This is a genomic window from Metapseudomonas cellulosilytica (genome assembly GCF_049334135.1).
Lineage (GTDB): Bacteria > Pseudomonadota > Gammaproteobacteria > Pseudomonadales > Pseudomonadaceae > Metapseudomonas.
The window spans coordinates 144,593-165,580 of record NZ_JBHZGN010000005.1 but is presented as its reverse complement, the minus strand read 5'-3'; the positions used below and the strand labels follow the sequence as shown (position 1 = coordinate 165,580).

General features: G+C 66.4%; 17 protein-coding genes and 1 riboswitch. Of the genes, 4 read left to right on the top strand and 13 right to left on the bottom strand.

Features of this window, described 5'->3' with window-relative positions:
• Window positions 1-44: 44 nt before the first annotated feature.
• The 8 genes from parC to ACFW0H_RS08330 all read right to left on the bottom strand — a co-directional run bounded on the left by parC (window position 45) and on the right by ACFW0H_RS08330 (window position 8,381).
• Window positions 45-2,303, bottom strand: a complete 2,259-nt coding sequence (gene parC / locus ACFW0H_RS08365; protein WP_422913435.1) for a DNA topoisomerase IV subunit A — start codon at window positions 2,301-2,303, stop codon at window positions 45-47.
• A gap of 7 nt (window positions 2,304-2,310) precedes the next feature.
• On the bottom strand, window positions 2,311-2,835 hold the full coding sequence (locus ACFW0H_RS08360; protein ID WP_422913434.1) for a retropepsin-like aspartic protease family protein: 525 nt from the start codon (window positions 2,833-2,835) through the stop codon (window positions 2,311-2,313).
• Entirely contained in the window at window positions 2,832-3,815 is a 984-nt protein-coding gene (locus ACFW0H_RS08355) for an esterase-like activity of phytase family protein (RefSeq protein WP_422913433.1), read from the bottom strand. The genes ACFW0H_RS08360 and ACFW0H_RS08355 overlap by 4 nt, the downstream gene beginning before the upstream one ends.
• Window positions 3,812-5,701 carry a DNA topoisomerase IV subunit B gene (gene parE, locus ACFW0H_RS08350; RefSeq protein WP_422913432.1) on the bottom strand — a complete coding sequence of 630 codons (1,890 nt, stop codon included), beginning with the start codon at window positions 5,699-5,701 and terminating at the stop codon, window positions 3,812-3,814. Before parE ends, ACFW0H_RS08355 begins: the two co-directional genes overlap by 4 nt.
• Window positions 5,702-5,715: 14 nt before the next feature.
• Window positions 5,716-6,381, bottom strand: a complete 666-nt coding sequence (locus ACFW0H_RS08345) for a YqiA/YcfP family alpha/beta fold hydrolase (protein ID WP_422913431.1) — start codon at window positions 6,379-6,381, stop codon at window positions 5,716-5,718.
• Window positions 6,382-6,391: 10 nt separating this feature from the next.
• Entirely contained in the window at window positions 6,392-7,207 is an 816-nt protein-coding gene (gene cpdA / locus ACFW0H_RS08340; RefSeq protein WP_422913430.1) for a 3',5'-cyclic-AMP phosphodiesterase, read from the bottom strand.
• Window positions 7,208-7,317: 110 nt separating this feature from the next.
• Window positions 7,318-7,773 (bottom strand): DUF1249 domain-containing protein, encoded by a 456-nt coding sequence (locus tag ACFW0H_RS08335; protein ID WP_422913429.1) that lies wholly within the window; start codon window positions 7,771-7,773, stop codon window positions 7,318-7,320.
• Window positions 7,764-8,381, bottom strand: a complete 618-nt coding sequence (locus ACFW0H_RS08330; RefSeq protein ID WP_422913428.1) for an NUDIX domain-containing protein — start codon at window positions 8,379-8,381, stop codon at window positions 7,764-7,766. The genes ACFW0H_RS08335 and ACFW0H_RS08330 overlap by 10 nt, the downstream gene beginning before the upstream one ends.
• Window positions 8,382-8,569: 188 nt before the next feature.
• Between ACFW0H_RS08330 and ACFW0H_RS08325 the strand changes: the two genes are divergently transcribed.
• Window positions 8,570-9,319 carry a DUF3298 and DUF4163 domain-containing protein gene (locus ACFW0H_RS08325; protein WP_422913427.1) on the top strand — a complete coding sequence of 250 codons (750 nt, stop codon included), beginning with the start codon at window positions 8,570-8,572 and terminating at the stop codon, window positions 9,317-9,319.
• Here the strand turns inward: ACFW0H_RS08325 and cytX are convergent.
• On the bottom strand, window positions 9,276-10,574 hold the full coding sequence (cytX, locus tag ACFW0H_RS08320; protein ID WP_422913426.1) for a putative hydroxymethylpyrimidine transporter CytX: 1,299 nt from the start codon (window positions 10,572-10,574) through the stop codon (window positions 9,276-9,278). The two genes, ACFW0H_RS08325 and cytX, sit on opposite strands and share 44 nt — an antisense overlap.
• Window positions 10,575-10,699: 125 nt before the next feature.
• Window positions 10,700-12,583 carry a phosphomethylpyrimidine synthase ThiC gene (thiC, locus tag ACFW0H_RS08315; RefSeq protein WP_422913425.1) on the bottom strand — a complete coding sequence of 628 codons (1,884 nt, stop codon included), beginning with the start codon at window positions 12,581-12,583 and terminating at the stop codon, window positions 10,700-10,702.
• Between the two features lie 88 nt (window positions 12,584-12,671).
• A riboswitch (TPP riboswitch) is annotated at window positions 12,672-12,778 on the bottom strand.
• Window positions 12,779-12,997: 219 nt separating this feature from the next.
• On the opposite strand from thiC, the gene ACFW0H_RS08310 reads away from it, so the two are divergent.
• Window positions 12,998-14,443 carry a TolC family outer membrane protein gene (locus ACFW0H_RS08310; RefSeq protein WP_422913424.1) on the top strand — a complete coding sequence of 482 codons (1,446 nt, stop codon included), beginning with the start codon at window positions 12,998-13,000 and terminating at the stop codon, window positions 14,441-14,443.
• 192 nt (window positions 14,444-14,635) lie between these two features.
• Here ACFW0H_RS08310 and ACFW0H_RS08305 read toward each other — a convergent pair whose 3' ends face one another.
• Entirely contained in the window at window positions 14,636-15,712 is a 1,077-nt protein-coding gene (locus tag ACFW0H_RS08305; protein WP_422913423.1) for a polyamine ABC transporter substrate-binding protein, read from the bottom strand.
• 182 nt (window positions 15,713-15,894) lie between these two features.
• Between ACFW0H_RS08305 and ACFW0H_RS08300 the strand changes: the two genes are divergently transcribed.
• Together ACFW0H_RS08300 and ACFW0H_RS08295 are read left to right on the top strand one after the other, a co-directional pair.
• Window positions 15,895-17,841 (top strand): oxidoreductase, encoded by a 1,947-nt coding sequence (locus ACFW0H_RS08300; RefSeq protein ID WP_422913578.1) that lies wholly within the window; start codon window positions 15,895-15,897, stop codon window positions 17,839-17,841.
• 61 nt (window positions 17,842-17,902) lie between these two features.
• Window positions 17,903-18,493, top strand: coding sequence for a cupin domain-containing protein (locus tag ACFW0H_RS08295; RefSeq protein ID WP_422913422.1), 591 nt, complete (start codon window positions 17,903-17,905; stop codon window positions 18,491-18,493).
• Window positions 18,494-18,629: 136 nt separating this feature from the next.
• On the opposite strand, the gene waaA is transcribed toward ACFW0H_RS08295, so the two are convergent.
• Together waaA and ACFW0H_RS08285 are read right to left on the bottom strand one after the other, a co-directional pair.
• The gene (gene waaA, locus ACFW0H_RS08290; RefSeq protein WP_422913421.1) at window positions 18,630-19,898 is read right to left on the bottom strand and encodes a lipid IV(A) 3-deoxy-D-manno-octulosonic acid transferase; all 1,269 of its coding nucleotides are present in this window, start codon (window positions 19,896-19,898) and stop codon (window positions 18,630-18,632) included.
• A 189-nt stretch (window positions 19,899-20,087) separates the two neighbouring features.
• Complete coding sequence (locus tag ACFW0H_RS08285) at window positions 20,088-20,972, bottom strand: LysR family transcriptional regulator (RefSeq protein WP_422913420.1); 885 nt, start codon at window positions 20,970-20,972, stop codon at window positions 20,088-20,090.
• Window positions 20,973-20,988 lie beyond the last annotated feature (16 nt).

Genomic DNA, 20,988 nt, shown 5'->3' with positions numbered 1-20,988 from the left:
GACGCAGGACTCCAGAGCCCCACGTCAATTCGCTGTCGCCAGCCTCAGGCCGGCGGTTCCACCACCAGCGCATCGACCCGCTGGAAGCCGCGCGGCAGCTTGTTGCCACGACGCCCACGCTCACCCTTGTAGTGCTCCAGGTCGTCGGCCTTGAGCGACAAGGTGCGCTTGCCGGCCTGCAGTACCAGGGTTGCACCGGCAGGCAGAACTGCCAGGTCGGCGAGATACTCCTCGCGACTGACCACGCGATCACCGGGAATGCCGATGATCTTGTTGCCCTTGCCCTTGGCCAGTTGCGGCAGATCGGCGACCTTGAACAGCAGCAGGCGGCCCTCGGTGGTCACGGCCGCCAACCAGTCTTCGTCCACACTCTGTACCGGGCGCGGCGGCACCACCTTGGCGCCGTTGGGCAGGCTGAGCAGGGCCTTGCCCGCCTTGTTCTTGGCCTGCAGGTCGGCGCCCTTGACCACGAAACCGTAGCCGGCGTCCGAAGCGATCACGTAGGTGGCCTCGTCTTCGGGCAGCAGCACGCAATCGAAGCTGGCGCCCGGCGGCGGCGTCAGCCGGCCGGTGAGCGGCTCGCCCTGGCCACGGGCCGAGGGCAGCGAGTGAGCGGCCAGGGAGTAGCTGCGGCCGGTGGAGTCGATGAACACCGCGTACTGGTTCGAGCGCCCAGGCGCGGCAGCCTTGAACAGGTCGCCGGCCTTGTAGGACAGCGCGGTGGCATCGATGTCGTGGCCCTTGGCGCAACGCACCCAGCCTTTCTCGGACAGCACCACGGTCACCGGCTCGGTAGGCATCAGCTCGGTTTCGGACAGGGCACGGGCCTCGGCCCGGGCGACTATCGGCGAGCGACGATCATCGCCGTAGGTCTCGGCGTCCTTGATCAGCTCCTCGCGCACCAGTTTCTTCAGCTTGGTCTCGCTACCCAGCAGGGCGAGCAACTTCTTCTGCTCCTTGAGCAGTTCGTCCTGCTCGCCACGGATTTTCATCTCTTCCAGGCGCGCCAGCTGGCGCAGGCGGGTGTCGAGGATGTAGTCGGCCTGGACCTCGGTCAGGCTGAAGCGCTCCATCAGCACCGGCTTGGGCTGGTCCTCGGTGCGGATGATGTGGATCACCTCGTCGAGGTTCAGGAACGCGATCAGCAAGCCGTCCAACAGGTGCAGGCGCTTTTCCACCTTATCCAGGCGGAACTGCAGGCGGCGCCGCACGGTGCCGATGCGGTAGGTCAGCCACTCGCTGAGCAGGGTGCGCAGGTCCTTGACCTGGGGCTTGCCATCCAGGCCGATGACGTTGGCGTTGACCCGGTAGCTGGACTCCAGGTCGGTGGTGGCGAACAGGTGCTGCATCAGCTCGTCGGCATCCACCCGGTTGGAGCGCGGGATGATGACGATGCGGGTGGGGTTCTCGTGGTCCGACTCGTCACGCAGGTCCGCCACCATCGGCAGTTTCTTGGCCTGCATCTGGCCGGCGATCTGTTCCAGCACCTTGGCCCCGGAGACCTGGTGGGGCAGCGCGGTGACCACGATGTCGCCGTCTTCCACCCGGTACACGGCGCGCATGCGCACCGAGCCGCGGCCGGTCTCGTAGATCTTCAGCAGTTCGGCGCGGGGGGTGATCACCTCCGCCTCGGTGGGGAAGTCCGGGCCGAGGATGTGCTCGCAGAGCTGTTCCACGGTGGCGCCCGGTTCGTCCAGCAGGCGCACGCAGGCGGCTGCGACCTCCCGCAGGTTGTGCGGCGGCACGTCGGTGGCCATGCCCACGGCGATGCCGGTGGTGCCGTTGAGCAGCAGGTTGGGCAGGCGCGCCGGCAGGGTCGCCGGCTCGTTCAGGGTGCCGTCGAAGTTCGGCACCCAGTCCACCGTGCCCTGGCCGAGTTCGGAGAGCAGCACCTCGGAATAGCGCGACAGGCGCGCCTCGGTGTAACGCATGGCGGCGAAGGACTTGGGATCGTCCGGCGCACCCCAGTTACCCTGGCCGTCCACCAGGGTGTAGCGGTAGCTGAAAGGCTGGGCCATCAGCACCATGGCCTCGTAGCAGGCCGAGTCGCCATGGGGGTGGAACTTGCCGAGCACGTCGCCGACGGTGCGCGCCGACTTCTTGTGCTTGGAATCGGCGTCCAGGCCCAGCTCACTCATGGCGTAAATGATGCGCCGCTGCACCGGTTTCAGGCCGTCGCCGATATGCGGCAGGGCGCGGTCCATGATCACGTACATGGAATAGTTGAGATAGGCCTGTTCGGTGAAGTCGGCCAGGGAGCGACGCTCCACGCCTTCCAGGCTCAGATCGAGGGATTCGCTCATGCGTGCCTCACGGAGAAGTGACTTGGCGCAGCACCAGGGTGCCGTCGCGCTGGGTGAATTCGAGTTGCTTGAGGGCGCTCATGCCGAGCAGCACCTCATCGCCGTCCATGCCCGGCACTATGATGGCCGGCACCTGGGTCAGGCGGATGTCACCCAGGCGCAGATCCTGCAGCTGGGTGCGGTGGCCGGTGACGCGGCCGTTGGCGGTACTCAGGGTGACCGGGGCTCCGGGCGCGAGGCCGAGGCGTTCGGCCAATCGCGCAGGAACGGCCACCTGGGTGGCGCCGGTATCGAGCAGGAAGGTCACGCCCTGGCCATCGATACGGCCATCGAGCAGGTAATGCCCCTGGCGGCTGCTGGCCAGGCGCACTTCGACGAAGCCGTCGCCATGCACCGATTCGGGCGCGCGATTGGGATTGTGCTGGCGATCTTCCCAGACGCCGAAGTAATGCGTGGCCAGGAGCAGGCCGATACCCCAGGCGAGCACCAGCATGACCCTTCCCGCACGTTTGCCCGGCGTCTGTGTGGTCATTTCGCGCCCCAGCCGCCCTTGGGTGCGGAAAAGCGCCAGACGATGGGCCGGCGCTCGCCGTCGCCACGGGCCTTGCCGCCGTTGTCGAGGCCGATCCAGGCACCTTCGGCGTCGATGGACAGGGCCTCGGCCACACCGAAGGGCACGCCATAGCGACGGGTGTCGGCCAGGGCCTCCTCGGCGAAGGACCAGCAGCGCTCCACCTCACCGTTGCTCGGCTTGCGCCGGCAGATCTGGTGGGCCAGGCGCTCCAGGGTGAAGAGCTTCTCTTCATGGAAGGCGACATCGGAGAAGTCCCGCGGCATCAGTTGCTCGCTGCCGACGGGGGCGGGCGGCCGCTGATTGCCGCCTTCGCTGAAGATCACGCAGCTGCCGCTGCAGCGCCAGGTGGATTGCTGCTTGTGCAGCACCATCAGGCCGCGGCGTTCGCGCTCGGCGGCGAGCCAGAGCCGCTCGCCCTTGGGATCGATGGCGATGCCCTCCAGCAACGCATTGAAGTGCAGCAGCATGCCGCTGGCGCGGGCCTGGCGCACCAGGCTGCCCGGCAGCAGCAGCCAGTTGGGTTCACCGGCCAGCGGCACCTGCAGCACCGCAGCATGGGTTTCGCTGACCAGGTAGCGGTTGCCGGCGGTATCGCAGCTGATGCCTTCGAAGTCCAGCTCGTTGCCCCGCAGCAGACTGATGACCAAGGCACGCGTACGCACACCCCAGGGCAGGTTGCTCGGTGGCGCCGGTGGGGCCAGGAAGGATTCGGTCTGGGCCTGCAGCACACCGCCTATGGGCTTGAGCCGGTACAGCTGGTTGTCCACCCGGTCGGACACCGCCAACAGGTCGTCACCGCAGCGGGCCAGCCCGGACAGGTTGCCCACGGGCATGCCGTCCACCGGGTATTCGGCGGCCAGACGCAGCTGCTCGGGATCGTCAGCGGCCTGGAGCGAGGCGGCGAACAGCAGGGAGAGGAGGATCAGCGCTCCCCTCACACCATGACCTCGGCCAGGTTGCCCTTGGACTCCAGCCAGGATTTGCGATCGCCGGCGCGCTTCTTCGCCAGCAGCATGTCCATGACCTCCACCGTGCCTTCGGCGTCTTCCAGGGTCAGCTGGACCAGACGCCGGGTGTTCGGGTCCATGGTGGTCTCGCGCAGCTGGGGCGGGTTCATTTCACCCAGGCCCTTGAAGCGGGTGACCTGGGGTTTGCCGCGCTTCTTCTCGGCCACCAGGCGGTCGAGGATGCCGTCACGCTCGGCTTCATCCAGGGCGTAGTAGATCTCCTTGCCCAGGTCGATGCGGAACAGCGGCGGCATGGCGACGTAGACGTGCCCCGCTTCCACCAGCGGGCGGAAGTGGCGGACGAACAGCGCGCACAGCAGGGTGGCGATGTGCAGGCCGTCGGAGTCGGCGTCGGCAAGGATGCAGATCTTGCCGTAGCGCAGCTGGGTCAGATCATGGGCGCCGGGATCGACGCCGATAGCGACGGCGATGTCATGCACTTCCTGGGAAGCCAGCACTTCGCCGCCGTCCACTTCCCAGGTGTTCAGGATCTTGCCGCGCAGCGGCATGATCGCCTGGAATTCCTTGTCCCGCGCCTGCTTGGCCGAACCGCCGGCGGAGTCACCCTCAACCAGGAAGAGCTCGGAGCGCATGGGGTCCTGGCCAGCGCAATCGGCCAGTTTGCCGGGTAGCGCCGGCCCCTGGGTCACGCGCTTGCGCTCGACTTTCTTGCTGGCTTTCAGCCGACGGCCGGCATTGCTGATGGCCAGTTCGGCCAGTTGCATGCCAAGTTCCGGGTGGGCGTTGAGCCAGAGGCTGAAGGCGTCCTTGACCACACCGGAGACGAAGGCCGCCGCCTCGCGGGAAGACAGGCGCTCCTTGGTCTGGCCGGAAAATTGCGGCTCCTGCAGCTTCATCGAGAGGACGAAGGCGATGCGCTCCCAGACGTCCTCGGGGGCCAGCTTGACCCCGCGCGGCAGCAGGTTGCGGAACTCGCAGAACTCACGCATGGCATCCAGCAGGCCCTGGCGCAGGCCATTGACGTGGGTGCCGCCCTGGGCAGTGGGGATCAGGTTGACGTAGCTTTCCTGGACGCTGTCGCCACCCTCGGGCAACCAGAGCAGCGCCCAGTCCACGGCCTCCTTGTTGCCGGCCAGACTGCCGCAGAACGGCTCGCTCGGCAGGCGTTCGAATTCGCTGACTGCATCCACCAGGTAGGAACGCAGGCCGTCTTCGTAGTGCCACTCGACCTTCTCGCCGGCGGCCCGGTCCTCGAAGCTGACCAGCAGCCCCGGACACAGCACGGCCTTGGCCTTGAGCACATGCTTGAGGCGGCTGACGGAAAACTTGTGGGAGTCGAAATACTTGGCGTCCGGCCAGAAGTGCACGCTGGTGCCGGTATTGCGCTTGCCGACCGTGCCGACGACATCCAGGTCGCTGGCCTTGAAGCCGTCGGCGAAGGTCATCATGTATTCGCTGCCCTCGCGCTTGACCCGCACTTCGACGCGGGTGGACAGGGCGTTCACCACCGAGATGCCGACGCCATGGAGACCGCCGGAGAACTGGTAGTTCTTGTTGGAGAACTTGCCGCCGGCATGCAGCTTGGTGAGGATCAGTTCGACGCCGGGCACCCCTTCTTCGGGGTGGATATCCACCGGCATGCCGCGGCCGTCGTCGATCACCTGCAGGGAATTATCCTCGTGGAGGATCACCTGCACGCTCTTGGCGTGGCCGGCCAGGGCCTCGTCCACACTGTTGTCGATGACTTCCTGGGCCAGGTGGTTGGGCCGGGTGGTGTCGGTATACATGCCCGGGCGCTTGCGCACCGGGTCGAGGCCGGAGAGGACTTCGATGGCATCCGCATTGTAAGTAGCCATGGATTCCCTTTCAGTCAGAGGTCGGAAAAGTCGATGTCACGCCACAGCTGCGCGGGAAAGCCGGCGAAGGCCAGCAAGGCGGGCAGATGGGCAGGGAAGTTCTGGAAACCATGGTCGCCGCCGGCCTCGATGCGCAGCGCGCAGGCGCGGTAGTAGCGCTCCGCCTGGCGGTAGTCGAGGGTTTCGTCGGCTGTCTGCAGCCAGACCTGATAACGGGCAGGGTCCTGCGGTGGCGGCACTTCCAGTTCGGCCAGCGCCATCACATGCTCCGTCGTCAGCTCCCAGGTTTCGTCGCTGTAGTAGTTCTTCTGCGGACCGAGCCGCCCTTCGAACAACCGGTGCGGGGCCACCGCGGGGTTGATCAGCACGGCCTTCAGGCCGTGGCGCTCGGCCAGGTGGGTCGCATAGTAGCCGCCCAGGGAGCTGCCGACCAGCACCGGGCGGCCGAGCTCGGCGATGGCCGCCTCCAGTTGGACCATGGCCTGGCGCGGGTGATGGTGCAGTGCCGGCACCCGCAGACGCCCGGCCAGCCCCAGGCCCTGCATCAGGGCACTGAGCTGGCGCGCCTTGTGGGAGGCCGGCGAGCTGTTGAAACCGTGGATATAGAGGATGCTGGGCTCTGGACTGGACACGCGGCTTCCTGGCAGGTCGAGGGAAAGTTGTACTTCTTGCCGTGCCAAGGCGCGAAGGTCAATAACCCTTGACGCTGTAATCCACCTCGAAGGCGATCCCGGTGACCCGCGATACCCCGGTTTCCACGCTGCCGTCCTGGCCGAGGCGCATCCAGCGATAACCCGGCGCCTCGCAACTGACGCAGAAGTCCTCGCTACCGGGGGTGAACTGCACGCAGGTGGAGGGGGAAGCCAGCAGGCGCACGCCCTTGCGGACCTCGTCGAACTCCTGGTGGACATGGCCCCAGAGCAACACGCGCACGTTCGGATAGCGGTCCAGCACGGCGAACAGAGCAGCACTGTTGCGCACACCGATCGGGTCCATCCAGGCGCAGCCGATGGGCACCGGATGATGGTGGAAGCTGACCAGCACATGGCGATCCCCGGCTCCCTCCAGAGCCTCCTCCAGCAGTTGCAGCTGCTCGGCGGGGAAATGCCCGGGAACGGCGCCGGCGATGGTGGAATCCAGCAGCACCAGGCGCCAGCGGGGGAAGTCGACTATGGGCTCAAGGGCGGAGGTGCCGGCGCAGACCTCGCGCATCACCGGCACTTCGTCGTGGTTGCCGGGGAACCAGCGGGCCGGTGCCGGAATACGTCCAACCAGTTCGCGGAAACGCCTATAGGAATCAGCCGATCCGTCCTGGGACAAGTCTCCGGTGGCCAGCACCAGGTCGATGCGCGGCTGCTCCTGCAGCACTTGTTCGATCACCTGTCTCAGGCTGTCGCGGGTGTCCATACCCAGCAACTTGCCATCCGCCTCGGCGAACAGGTGGCTGTCGGAAAGCTGCACCAGCAGCACCGATTCGTCAGCGGCTTGGGGGAGTGGTCTGGGCAAGGCCTTCTCCTTGGGCGGGATGTCCAGATTATGGTTGCTGCACGCGCAAAGGGTAAACCCGCGAAACGGGAATGGTTCACAGTTGGTGGAAGCCGATTGCCAGCAGGCGACTAGAGGACGACGGGCTCGAGTTCGTGACCGCAGGCCAGGCAATGGCTCAGCCATTCGCCGAGGAAGAGGTTGAGCTGGCTCTTCTCGTCGGGCTGGTGCATATCGGCGTTGGGATAGGGATACACGCTGCGCAGGCGCCGTGCATTCTCGGCACCGACCACTTCTGCCATGCGCGCGTCATGGTAGACCCGCACTTCCAGCTGCGGCGACGGCAGCCAGGGCAGGCTGTACTCCTGGCGCACCTGCAGGGTGGTGGTGTAGGGGCAGGCCTCGACCACTTCCAGGGCCAGCACGCCGAGCAGGCGCTCACCCTGGCTCAGCGCGACACGCCGGGAACCGCGCACCTCGCGCATCTGCGGGAGCAGGCTCATCAGGCGCGCGTAGTTCGCCTCGCAGGCTGCTTGCAGCCCGATGAGGTCGACCCGGTAGCGATCGCGCAACAGATTCACGTCCACAACCCCCTGACTTCGGTACGGTTCAGTGCCAGCCACTGCAGGGCCAGCATGCTTGCGGCGTTATCCAGGCGCCCTTCACGCATCAGGTTCAGGGCATCTTCCAGCGCCAATACGTGCACGCGGATATCCTCGCCCTCCTCCGCCAGCCCGTGGACACCGCCCGCGCCACTGCTGTCGCAGCGTCCGAGGTACAGGTGAACACGCTCGTTGGAGCCCCCTGGTGAAGGATAGTAGGTGGTGATCGGCCATAGCGAAGTCAACTGCAGATCGGCCTCTTCGATGGCTTCCCGACGGGCGACATCCTCCGGCTCTTCGTCCTTGTCGATCAACCCGGCCACCAGCTCCAGCAGCCAGGGGTTCTCGCTCTTGCCGAGGGCACCGACACGGAATTGCTCGATCAGTACCACCGCATCCCGCTGCGGATCATAGGGCAGCACGCAGACAGCATCATGACGGACGAAGAGTTCCCGATGGATGACCGGCCCCATGGCACCGGAGAACTGGCGATGGCGCAGGCTCAGGCGGTCCAGGCGGTAGAAACCCTGGAAGCAGGTCTCGCGTTCGACCATTTCGACGGCGTCGGGGCCCGGCTTGAAGGATTCGGTCATGGGAGGGTCTCACTGGCTGCGGAAGGCTTCGATCCGCGCATCCTACCCCTTGGCCACAGGCCGTGCAGCCTCTTTGCAGATGGACCGAGGACTGGGAAGATGCGCGGCTGAACAGCACTGCGCCGCGCCCGAACTCATGGCCCCGGCGGCAGTCGAAGCCTGCACTTTTCCGGAAATTCCCCCTGAAGATGAAGCCGACGTCCCTCGCCAGAGTCCTCGCCGCCGCCAGTCTCGGCACCCTGCTCAGCGCCTGCCAGATGCTGCCCGGCGGCAGCGACAAGCTGGAACCCCAGCGCCACGCCTGGGAGCATCTCAAACCCGGCTGCCAAGGCGAAAGCTGCCCGCTGGTGAACATCGACACCATCAGCTTCGCCGATGAGCCGCAACTCAATACCCTGATCACCCAGCGCCTGCTGCAGATGACCCAGGACACCCCTGGCACGCCGCTGCCGGCATCGCTCGAGTCCTACGAGAAGGATTTCCTCGCCGGCGCCGAGCCGGGCTGGAGCAGCTACCTGCAGGCCAAGGTGTTGGAGCAGCACGACAAGCTGCTGCTGATCGAACTGTCCAGCTACCTCTTCACCGGCGGCGCCCACGGCATGCCGGGGCGCGGTTTCATCAACTACGACCGCAAGCTGGAAAAGACCCTGAGCCTCGGCGACATGCTGCTGCCAGGCCAGGAAGAGGCCTTCTGGAAGGTGGCCGAACAGGCCCACCAGCGCTGGCTGGCGGCCAACAAGCTCGACCAGGACCCTGACTTCATCAAGACCTGGCCGTTCGAGCGCACCGCCAATATCGGCCTGGGCTACGGCGCCATGCTGCTCAAGTACGACGTCTACAGCATCGCGCCCTATTCCAGCGGCCACCCGGAGATTCGCATCCCCTACCCGCAGCTCAACGGAATATTGAAGCCGCAGTATTTCCCCGGGCGCGGCTGAACCCCAGCAGGAACTGCAGGCCGCCGGCAGCCAGCAGCGCCGGCAGGGTCGCGCCCAGCTCCGGCCAGCGGTTGGCCAGAACGTGGTAGACCGCGACGCCGCAGGCCCAGGCCAGCAGGGTGTCCCAGCGCAATGCCACGCGGGGCGCCAGCTCGGCACGGCGGCGACGCAGGATGAAGTGATCCACTAGGACCACGCCGAACAGCGGCGCGAACACCGAACCGATCAGCAGCAGGAAGTTCTGGTACTCGGCCAGCGGCGCGAACCAGGCGATCAGGGTGCAGAGCACGCCGATGACCAGTGCCAGCTGCTCCACCTTCAGCGGCAGCAGGATGCCGCTGGATACCGCCGCCGAGTGGATATCGGCGAACGCCTTTTCCGACTCGTCCAGCAGGATCAGCAGCAGCGGGATGCCCATGCCGGCGCCCGCCAGCGCCAGCAGCAGGGCGTTGGCGTCAGTGCCCTCGGCGAAGGCCAGGGTGTAGGCCACGCCGAGGCCCATCAGCCACAGGCAGCCGATGAAGAAGCCCAGGGCGGAGCCTGCGAACACGCCGCCGCCACGGCGGCCGAAACGCGAGTAGTCGGCGATCAGCGGCAGCCAGGACAGCGGCATGGCGATGGCGATATCGAAGCCCAGGGCGAAGGACATGGAACCGTCGCCGGCACGCGCCATCAGCGCCCCGAAATCGGCGCGGTGCAGCAGGTCCCAGGTCAGCCAGATGCAGGCGCCCAGCAGCAGCCAGATGCCCCAGCGGCGCAGGATGCGGCGCACGAAGGCAAGCGGTCCGGCCACCGCCAGCAGGGTGGCCAGCGCGCCGAATACCAGGGTCCAGAGGGTGGGCGAGGTCAACGGGCTGCCTTCGCCCAGACCGCGCGCCACCAACAGGCTGGCGGCGTCGCGCATGACGATGATCTCGAAGGCGCCCCAGCCCACCAGTTGCAGCAGGTTGAGGAAGGCCGGCAGGCCCGCGCCGGCCGAGCCCAGGCTGAGCTTGAGCGAGGCCATGGCGGCAAGGCCCGTGTCGCTGCCGATCATGGCTGTGGCGCCCAGCAGCAGCACGCCGACGCCGGTGCCAAGCAGGATCGCCAGCAGCGCGTCGCTGGTGCCCAGGCCCGGCGCCAGCAGCGCACCGGTCTGCAGCACCATCAGGCCCAGGCCGAGGGAGAACCAGAGGGAAAACAGGTCGCGCGTGCCGAGAACGCGCTGGTCGAAGGCGACCGGGAGGGACGGCGAATAGTTGGGCGGGGTGTTCACGATGGCAGATGTCCTTGTGGACTGTTGTTATCAGGTTATCCACAAACCGGAAAGCCGGGCACAAGGCCCGGCTTCCAGCGTGGGTGTGACAGGTCAGTGCCTGTTCACGGTCTTGCTACAGACGTTCACACCTGCTTGTAGATCACCGAACCCTCGTCCTTGAAGCGCCCCGACTGCTCGGCGAAGCCGGCCTCGATGGCCTTCTGCTCGTCGGTCAGACCATTTTCCTTGGCGTAGTCGCGGACTTCCTGGGTGATCTTCATGGAGCAGAACTTCGGTCCGCACATGGAGCAGAAATGCGCCACCTTGGCCGAATCCTTCGGCAGGGTCTCGTCGTGGAAGGCACGGGCGGTGTCCGGGTCCAGGCCGAGGTTGAACTGGTCCTCCCAACGGAACTCGAAGCGCGCCTTGGACAAGGCGTTGTCGCGGATCTGCGCGCCCGGATGGCCCTTGGCGAGGTCGGCGGCGTGGGCGGCGATCTTGTAGGTGATGATGCCGGTCTTCACGTCATCCTTGTTCGGCAGGCCCAGGTGCTCCTTGGGCGTCACGTAGCAAAGCATGGCGCAACCGAACCAGCCGATCATCGCGGCGCCGATGCCGGAGGTGATGTGGTCGTATCCGGGGGCGATGTCGGTGGTCAGCGGGCCGAGGGTATAGAACGGCGCCTCGTCGCAGCACTCCAGCTGCTTGTCCATGTTTTCCTTGATCAGGTGCATCGGAACGTGACCCGGGCCCTCGATCATGGTCTGCACGTCGTGCTTCCAGGCGATCTTGGTCAGCTCGCCGAGGGTTTCCAGCTCACCGAACTGCGCGGCGTCGTTGGCATCGGCGATGGAACCCGGACGCAGGCCGTCGCCCAGCGAGAAGCTGACGTCGTAGGCCTTCATGATTTCGCAGATTTCCTCGAAGTGGGTGTAGAGGAAATTCTCCTTGTGATGCGCCAGGCACCACTTGGCCATGATCGAGCCGCCGCGGGAGACGATGCCGGTAACGCGCTTGGCGGTCAGCGGTACGTAGCGCAGCAGCACGCCGGCGTGGATGGTGAAGTAGTCCACGCCCTGCTCGGCCTGTTCGATCAGGGTGTCGCGGAACAGCTCCCAGGTCAGGTCTTCGGCGATGCCGCCGACCTTCTCCAGGGCCTGGTACACCGGCACGGTGCCGATCGGGACCGGCGAGTTGCGGATGATCCACTCGCGGGTTTCATGGATGTGCTTGCCGGTGGACAGGTCCATCACGGTGTCCGAGCCCCAGCGGATGCCCCAGGTCAGCTTGGCCACTTCTTCCTCGATGGAGGAGCCCAGGGCCGAGTTGCCGATGTTGCCGTTGATCTTCACCAGGAAGTTGCGGCCGATGATCATCGGCTCCAGTTCCACGTGGTTGATGTTGGCGGGGATGATGGCCCGGCCGCGGGCGATCTCCTCGCGCACGAACTCGGGGGTGATCTCTTTCGGGATGGCGGCACCGAAGCTCTGCCCCGGGTGCTGCTCGTTCAGCAGGCCGGCGGCGCGGGCCTCGGCCAGCTTCATGTTCTCGCGGATGGCGACGTATTCCATCTCGGGGGTGATGATGCCCTTCTTGGCGTAGTGCATCTGCGTGACGTTCTGGCCCGCCTTGGCGCGGCGCGGATTGCGCACATGGGCGAAGCGCATGGCCGACAGTTCGGCGTCCGCCAGGCGGCGCTGGCCGAACTCGGAGGTCAGGCCGGGCAGGCGCTCGGTGTCGCCGCGGTCCTCGATCCAGGACGAGCGCACATCGGCCAGGCCCTGGCGTACGTCGATGCTGACGTTCGGGTCGGTGTAGGGGCCGGAGGTGTCATAGACGGTGACCGGGGCGTTGATTTCGCCACCAAAGGCGGTGGGGGTCACGTCCAGGCTGATCTCGCGCATGGGCACGCGGATGTCCGGGCGGGAGCCCTGCACATAGACTTTCTGCGAACGGGGGAAAGGCTGGATGGATTGCTGGTCGACCTGGGCGCTTTCGCTCAGGTTCTTTTGTTGTTTTGCGGTCATCGGCTGGCTCCTGGGGAAGATGTCGGAGCGAACCTGAAGGCAGAGCGCACCTGGACTGGTGCCGAGAGGAACCTCCCGGACTTCGGCTTGGGAGGCACATCTTGTTCCCTACGCAGGCCTTAACCTGATCAGGTTCAACGGGATCCGGAACTCTCCGATCTCAGCCTCCAATTCGAGGCACCCCGACAAGAACTCGCGCAGTCTAATCAAGCTTGGGGAAGAAAACCAACCCGGTGGTCAGAATAAGGTGACCGCCTCGTCGGGAAATGACGATCCACTGCCGGCGGGAATCGATTGTTGCAGGCAGGCAACATAGCTTGTCGCAAACTACACTGAGGCCGCCGTGGGGGCGTCTTGACCCGCCCCCCAGCGGCCCCGTAGCCTTGCCCGACACCCCAGAATCCAGGATTGATCATGCTGCGCAGACTCTCGCTGGCCATCGCCGTGGCTTCCGCCTTTGCCGGAACCGCCTGGGCCGAAGATGCCCCCCTGTCAGCCAAGACGGACCTCGTGACCGTCTACAAGGACGCCGTCGACAACAACGCCGACCTCGCTGCCGCCCTCGCCAACTATGAAGCGCTGCGCGAAGCGGTGCCCCAGGCACGCTCTGGTCTGCTGCCGCAGATCAATGGCGGCGCCACGGCGGACAACACCCGCACCAAGCTGGACGAGCCCTCCAACACCTTCTCGCGCAGCGGCATCGCCTACCAGGCGACCCTGAGCCAGCCGATCTTCCGCGCCGACCGCTGGTTCCAGCTGAAGGCCGCCGAGTCGAGCACCGAGCAGGCCGGTCTGGACTACTCCGCGACCCAGCAGAACCTGATCCTGCAGACCGCCGAAACCTATTTCTCCGTGCTGCGCGCCCAGGACAACCTGGCCTCGACCAAGGCCGAGGAAGCGGCGTTCAAGCGTCAACTGGACCAGGCCAACGAACGCTTCGACGTCGGCCTTTCGGACAAGACCGACGTGCTCGAAGCCCAGGCCGGCTACGACACCGCCCGCGCCAACCGGATGATCGCCGAGCGCAACGTGCAGGATGCCTTCCAGGCCCTGGTGACCCTGACCAACCGCGAGTACGCCTCGATCGAAGGCATCCTCCACACCCTCCCGGTGGTCGTACCCGCGCCCAATGACGCCAAGGCCTGGGTCGACACCGCTGCCCAGCAGAACCTCAATCTGCAGGCGGCCAACTACGCCGTCGACGCTGCCGAGGAAACTCTGCGCCAGCGCAAGGCCGGCCATGCGCCGACCCTGGACGCGGTGGCCAGCTACCAGAAGGGTGACAACGACAGCCTCGGCTTCAGCAACACCGGCTCCACTACCGGCCAGGCACCGTTCAGTGGCGACGTGGAACAGCGCAGCATCGGCCTGCAGCTGAACATCCCGATCTACAGCGGCGGCCTGACCAGCTCCCAGGTGCGCGAGTCCTACCAGCGCCTGAACCAGACCGAACAGCAGCGTGAAAGCCTGCGCCGCACCGTGGTGCAGAACACCCGCAACTTCCACCGCGCGGTGAACACCGACGTCGAGCAGGTGAAGGCGCGCAAGCAGTCGATCATCTCCAACCAGAGCGCCCTGGAAGCCACCGAAATCGGCTACCAGGTGGGCACCCGCAACATCGTCGACGTGCTCGATGCCCAGCGTCAGCTGTACAGCTCGGTGCGCGACTACAACAACGCCCGCTACGACTACATCCTCGACAACCTGCGCCTGAAGCAGGCTGCCGGCACCCTGAGCCCGGGCGACCTGGAAGCCCTGGCCGGTTTCCTCAAGCCCGACTACGACCCGGACAAGGACTTCCTCCCGCCAGACCTGGCGAAGGCGGCGGAAGAAAGCCTGAAGGGAAATTCGGAGTACTGAGGTTCGCTGCAAACGAAGAAGCCCGGCATTCGCCGGGCTTCTTGTTTTCGTAGGGTGGATAGCGCTTTTCCTATCCACCAGCGGCGCTCGGCATGACTCCGATGGTGGATCGATGAAGCGTGATCCACCCTTGTAACGCATTCGCACAGCTACATCCTCGGTGCCACACCTCAATCGCGAATAAATTCGCTCCTACTTCGCCGCCCAGGCGTTGAAGCGCTGCTCCAGGTCCTCGCCGTGATCGGTCCAGAACTCCACATCCATGGACAAGGCCTGGGCGATATTCTGCGGCGCGCTGGGCAGCCAGCCGGTCAGGGCCGGGTCGAGACGATCGAAGGTCTTCTGGTTGACCGGCCCGTAGGGAATGCGCTTGACGTAGTCGGCCTGGTTCTCCGCCTTGTTGATGAAGGCGATCAACTGATGGGCGCGATCGACATGCTTCGAGCCCTTGATGATGGCCCAGTAGTCCATGCCGTAGAGGCTGTCCGGCCAGACCACGGCGAAGTTGTGCCCCTCCTGGTGGGCCGCGGCGATGCGGCCGCTGTAGACCGAGGTCATGGTCACATCGCCGGCGGCCAGCCACTGCACCGGCTGGGCGCCCGCCTCCCACCACTGGATATGGGGCTTGAGCTGGTCCAGCTTGGCGAAGGCACGCTCCACTCCGGCCGGGGTGGCCAATACCTTGTAGACATCCTCGCGCTTGACGCCGTCGGCCAGCAGCGCGAACTCCAGGTTGTACACCGCGCGCTTGCGCAGGCCACGCTTGCCGGGGAAGCGCTTGACGTCCCAGAAATCCGCCCAGGATTTCGGCGCCTCGGCCAGCTTGCCGGCGTCATAGGCCAGCGCCACGCTCCAGACCATGGTGGCCGAACCGCACTCCTGGGCCGCATCGGCGATCAACTGGTCGGCGCCACCGATACGCTGCCAGTCGAGCCGCTCGAACATGCCCTCCTCGCAACCGCGTACCAGGTCCGGCGCCTCGATCTCCACCAGGTCCCAGTCGACGCTGCCGGTATCGGCCATCACCTTGATCCGCGCCATTTCGCCGTTGTACTCGCCCTCGGTCAGCGGGCTGCCGCTGGCCTGGGCAAAGGGTTTGAAGAAAGCGTCGCTCAGGGCTTTCTGCCCTGCCCCGCCATAGCCCACTACCACCATGCTGTCCGCCGCCTGGGCGGCTCCCAGGGTGGAGGCCAGAGCCAGTCCGGCCAGCCAGGAGGCGATGGAAGGGAGGTTCTCGATGTTCAGGCAAGGGACGAACGAATGCCGCATGGTGCTTCTCCTCTTGTTGTTGTCATGAAGCGTGCCCGGCTTGGGGCTGACTCGAAACTAGTCAGGGCAAAGTAAAAAAACAAGTTGATTTTTTACTAACGGTAAATTTTCATGGCACAACAAGAACAAGCGGGACCACCAGGTCCACAGGAGCCCCCATGTCCACCGCACACCAGCCAGCGCTGGCCTTCCCGCACCTCTTCGAGCCCCTGGAAATCCGTGGCAAGCGACTGAAGAACCGCATCATGTCCAGCGGCCACGACACGTCCATGCCCGCCGACAACCTGGTCAACGAGCAGCTCATCGCCTACCACCGCGCCCGCGCCCGGGGTGGTGTCGGCCTGATCGTGCTGCAGGTGGCGGGGGTCCATGACAGTGCGCGCTACACCTCCCATGTGCTGATGGCCACCGACGACACCTGCATCGAGGGTTACCGCCGCCTCGCCGAGGCCTGCCATGCCGAGGGCACCGTGGTGCTGTCGCAGATCTTCCATCCGGGCCGGGAGATCATGGAGTCCAGCGACGGCCTGCTGGCAGTGGCCTGGTCCGCCTCGGCCTCCCCCAACGAGCGTTTCCGCGTCATGCCCCGGGCCCTGGACCAGGCGATGATCGACGAGATAGTCGCCGGCTATGCCGCCGCCGCCCGCCGCCTCTGCGAGGCTGGGCTGGATGGCGTGGAAATTGTCGCCAGCCATGGCTACCTGCCGGCGCAGTTCCTCAACCCCCGGGTGAACCAGCGTTCCGACGGCTACAACGGCGATCTGCAGGCGCGCCTGCGCTTCCTCCGCGAAGTGATCCAGGCGGTGCGCGCCAACTGCTCCGAGGACTTCATCGTCGGCCTGCGCATTTCCGCCGACGAGCGCGATCCCGAGGGCCTGACCGAGGACGAATCGCTGGCCGCCGTCCTGTCCCTGCAAAATGAGCTGGACTACGTGCACCTGGTGGCCGGCACCTCCGCGTCCCTCGGCGGCGCGATCCACATCGTCCCGCCCATGGCCATCGAGGCCGCCTACCTGGCGCCCACGGCGGGCAGCTTCAAATCGCGCCTGGACGTCCCGCTCTTCGTCACCGGGCGGATCAACCAGCCCCAGGAAGCCGAAAGCATCATCGCCCGCGGCCAGGCCGACGTCTGCGGCATGACCCGCGCACTGATCTGCGACCCGCAGATGCCGAACAAAGCCAGCGCCGGCCGCAGCGATGACGTACGCGCCTGCATCGCCTGCAATCAGGCCTGCATCGGCCACTTCCACCGTGGCTACCCCATCTCCTGCATCCAGCACCCTGAAACCGGCCGCGAACTGACCTACGGCCAACCCAATCCGGCGGCCCGGCGCAAGCGGGTGATGGTGGTAGGTGGCGGTCCGGCAGGGATGAAGGCCGCTGCGGTGGCGGCCCAGCGCGGCCACGAGGTAACCCTGTTCGAGGCCGGCAGCCAGCTCGGTGGCCAGGTGCTGTTGGCCCAGCTTTTGCCCCGGCGCGCGGAGTTCGGCGGCGCTTCCACCAACCTGCAGCGGGAAATGGAGCTGGCGGGCGTGCAGGTGCGGCGCAATGTCCAGGTCGACCGCGCGCTGGTGGAACAGGAGCGCCCCGACCTGGTGATTCTTGCCACGGGCGCCAAACCTTACTGGCCGCCCTTCGAGCGCGGCGGCGAGCTGCAGGTGGTGGATGCCTGGCAGGTGCTGCGTGAGGAAGTTCAGCTCGGTCGTTCGGTACTGGTGACCGACTGGCGCGGCGACTGGATCGCCCCGGGCATCGCCGAGCGCCTGGCGCGCAACGGCCACCAGGTGCGCCTGGCGGTGAACGGCCCCCACTGCGGCGAGAGCCTGCCGCTCTACGTTCGCGACCAGCTGGCCGGCGAGCTGCACAAGCTGGGCATCCCGATCACCCCCTATGCCCGGCTGTACGGCTGCGACGACAGCACGGTGTACATGATGCACGCTGCCTGTGGCGAGCCGATGCTGTTCGAGGAGGTGGACACCCTGGTGCTCTGCCAGGGCCACCAGCCCGTGGATGAGCTGGGCGCCGAACTGGAAGGCCTGGTGGAATTCCGCCGGATCGGCGACTGCCTGGCGCCGCGCACGGTGGAAGAAGCCATCTACGAAGGACTGAAGGCCGGCTGGAATATCTGAAGGCCCCAGCGGATCGCGGCTGCAATACAATGCCGCGATTCCGCTTCCCATGGAGGGAACCATGAGCCCCAGCCTGCCATCGCCGAACGCCAACGCCGAGAGCCAGTTCCTCGGCACGCGCATCCGCGCGCTGCGCAAACGCCAGGGCATGACCCTCAGCGAGCTGGCCGAGCAGAGCCGGCTCACCGCCGGCTACATCAGCCAGCTGGAACGCAACCTGGCTTATCCCTCGATCCCGGCGCTGTTCAACATCGCCCGCAGCCTGGGGGTGACCATCCAGTGGTTCTTCGCCAAGGAGGCCCCCACCAGCGAGGCCGACCGTGGCTACGTGGTGCGACGCAGCGCCCGCACCAGCCTGCACTACGAGAACGGCATCACCGACGAATTGCTCAGCCCGCAGCCGCTGCGCCAGCTGGAAATGCTCCACTCGCGCTTTCCACCCGGGACCTACAGCGAAGAGAGCTACAGCCACGAGGGCGAAGAAGCGGGCTATGTGCTCAGCGGCGAATTCGAGCTCTGGGTCGGCGAGCGCCACTTCCGCCTGCAGGAAGGCGACAGTTTCAGCTTCTCCAGCCAGGAACCGCACCGCTATGGCAATCCGGGCGATAAGGATGCGCTGATCCTCTGGGTGATAACTCCGCCGACGTTCTAGCCCTGGCGAAGGCAGCATTCCTGTAGGGGCGAATTCATTCGCCAAGGGTGGCGCAGCCGCCCCATGGGAGACCGAAGGGCAGACCTTCGGTCTGCTTGGCGATTGAAATCGCCCCTACAACAAGGCTTGCCAAGTCTCAGCGCAGCAACCGCGCAATCCCGCCCAGCAGTCGCTCCAGCGCCCCCTGGTTGGCCTTGAGCACCCCCAGCCCGGCCTCGCGCATGGCCGTCGCGCGCTTCGGTTCGGCCCAGAGCCCGCCCACCTGCGCAGCCAGTTTCCCGGCGTCGGCCACCTCGGCCAGCGCCCCGGCGCCCCGCAACTGCGAGGCGATCTCGAGGAAGTTGAACAGGTGCGGCCCCGAGAGCACCGGCTTGCCCAGGGCCGCCGGTTCCAGCAGGTTGTGACCGCCATTGGGCACCAGGCTGCCGCCGACAAAGGCAATGTCCGCCAGGGCATAGAGGAACAGCAGCTCGCCCATGGTATCGCCCAGCAGCACGGAGTCCGCCGCCGTTACCGGCCCGCCGGTAGAGCGGCGCACGGTGGCCAGACCTTCGCGGCGACAGAGCTCGAACACCGGACCGAAGCGCTCCGGGTGGCGCGGCACCAGGATCAGCAGGGCATCGGGCCGCTGCGCCAGCAGGCTCTTGTGGGCGTCGAGGATGACCTCGTCCTCCCCGGCATGGGTGCTGGCGGCGATCCACAGCGGTCGCTCGCTGGCACGCCACTGCTCGCGCAGTTCGGCGGCGCGCTGCGGCAGGGCCGGATCGATACGCAGGTCGAATTTGATCGAGCCGGTCACCCCGACGCACTCAGGTCGCGCCCCCAGGGTGCGGAAACGCTCGGCTTCGGCCTCGGTCTGCACCGCGATCCAGCTCAACTCCGCCAGCATGGGCGCGGTGAGCTTGTGGAATCGTGCATAACCACGGGCCGAACGCTCGGACAGGCGCGCGTTGGCCAGCACCACCGGAATGCCGCGGCGGGCGCACTGGTGGATATGGTTGGGCCAGAGTTCGGTCTCCATGATCACGGCCAGCTTCGGCCGCACCCGATCGAGAAATCGCGCCGCCGCCCAAGGCAGGTCATAGGGCAGGTAGCAATGCTGCACCCGGTCGCCGAACAGGGCGCGGATGCGCTCCGAACCGGTGGGCGTCATGCAGGTGATGGTGATCGGCAGGTCCGGGTGGCGCTCCAGCAGGGCGCGCACCATGGGCGCGGCGGCGATGCTCTCGCCCACCGACACGGCATGGACCCAGATACCGCCCGGCTTGATGGCCGGCAGGCCGAAGGCGAATCGTTCGCCGAGGCGCCGTGCGTAAGCCGGCGCGCGCCAGGCCCGCCAGGCCAGGCGCAAGGCGACCAGCGGCAGGCCAAGATGGAACAGCAGGGTATAGAGGGTACGGTTCATGGGCGCGGCGCTTGACCAAATTGACGCGGATGATACCCGACAACACGTCAGAGCCCGTTCAAAGGATCGCGAGCTAGAGACATGCAAGGCAAAAACAGGCGAAGAAGCGGAGTTTACGACTGTAAATGAGCATTCTGAGCCTGTTTTTAACGCAGCAGGTCCGACGCGCAGCAGCCTTTGAACGGGCTCTCAGCCCATGGCCTGCAGGTGCTCGGCCAGGCGGTCGGCCAGCCAGAGCGCGGCGGGGCCCAGGGCCTCGTCGCGACGGCAGACCAGTTCCACCACCAGCGACGGCGGCGTCCAGTCGCTGCGCAGCTCCACCAGTTGTCCCTGGTAGCCCGGGTACTGGGCCACATGGCGCGGCAGCCAGGCCCAGCCGAGACCGCGCATCAGCAACTCGGCCATCACATAGAAGCTGTCGGCGCGCCAGACCTGGGGGCCTAGCTGCTCGCCGCCGGGGTAGTGGCTGTCCTGGGGCGACATCAGGATCTGCCGGTGACGCGCCAGTTCGCGGCGCTCGGCATAGTCCTGCGCCGCCAGAGGATGGCTGGCGCCACAGACGGTGACCATCTCGATGGTGCCCAGTCGCTGGCGTTCCAGGGCGTCGGGCATCTGCTCGTGGTGAAACAGCAGGCCGAGGTCGGCGCGGCGCTCCAGCAGCTTGCGCGCCACATCGCCCTGGGCGCTGCTGGCCAGTTGCACTTCCAGCAGCGGGAAGGCACTGCCCAGTGCTTCCAGGCTGGATAGCACCGGCTGATACGGCATGGCCTCGTCCAGGGCCAGGCGCAACCGCGCCTCCTCACCCCGCGCCAGCCCCAACGCCCGGCCGTCCAGGCGCTGGCACTGGCGCAATACCTCGCGCGCCTCCTCCAGCAGGGCCACCCCGGCCTCCGTCAGGCGCGGCTGACGTCCGCTGCTACGCTCGAACAGCTGCACGCCGAGGTCTTCCTCCAGCAGGGCGATGCCGCTGCTCACCGCAGACTGCGCGCGGCGCAGGCGCCGTGCCACGGCGGAAAAGGACTGGCCCTCGGCCACGCCGACGAACAGGCGGATCTGTTCCAGACTCCATTGCATGGTGGCAAACCTATCT

Bases quoted from the DNA above. Each gene is read 5' to 3' on its own strand.
- parC (WP_422913435.1), bottom strand. From the start codon at position 2,303: ATGAGCGAATCCCTCGATCTGAGCCTGGAAGGCGTGGAGCGTCGCTCC.
- ACFW0H_RS08360 (WP_422913434.1), bottom strand. From the start codon at position 2,835: ATGACCACACAGACGCCGGGCAAACGTGCGGGAAGGGTCATGCTGGTG.
- parE (WP_422913432.1), bottom strand. From the start codon at position 5,701: ATGGCTACTTACAATGCGGATGCCATCGAAGTCCTCTCCGGCCTCGAC.
- ACFW0H_RS08330 (WP_422913428.1), bottom strand. From the start codon at position 8,381: ATGACCGAATCCTTCAAGCCGGGCCCCGACGCCGTCGAAATGGTCGAA.
- ACFW0H_RS08325 (WP_422913427.1), top strand. From the start codon at position 8,570: ATGAAGCCGACGTCCCTCGCCAGAGTCCTCGCCGCCGCCAGTCTCGGC.
- thiC (WP_422913425.1), bottom strand. From the start codon at position 12,583: ATGACCGCAAAACAACAAAAGAACCTGAGCGAAAGCGCCCAGGTCGAC.
- ACFW0H_RS08310 (WP_422913424.1), top strand. From the start codon at position 12,998: ATGCTGCGCAGACTCTCGCTGGCCATCGCCGTGGCTTCCGCCTTTGCC.
- ACFW0H_RS08305 (WP_422913423.1), bottom strand. From the start codon at position 15,712: ATGCGGCATTCGTTCGTCCCTTGCCTGAACATCGAGAACCTCCCTTCC.
- ACFW0H_RS08295 (WP_422913422.1), top strand. From the start codon at position 17,903: ATGAGCCCCAGCCTGCCATCGCCGAACGCCAACGCCGAGAGCCAGTTC.
- waaA (WP_422913421.1), bottom strand. From the start codon at position 19,898: ATGAACCGTACCCTCTATACCCTGCTGTTCCATCTTGGCCTGCCGCTG.
- ACFW0H_RS08285 (WP_422913420.1), bottom strand. From the start codon at position 20,972: ATGCAATGGAGTCTGGAACAGATCCGCCTGTTCGTCGGCGTGGCCGAG.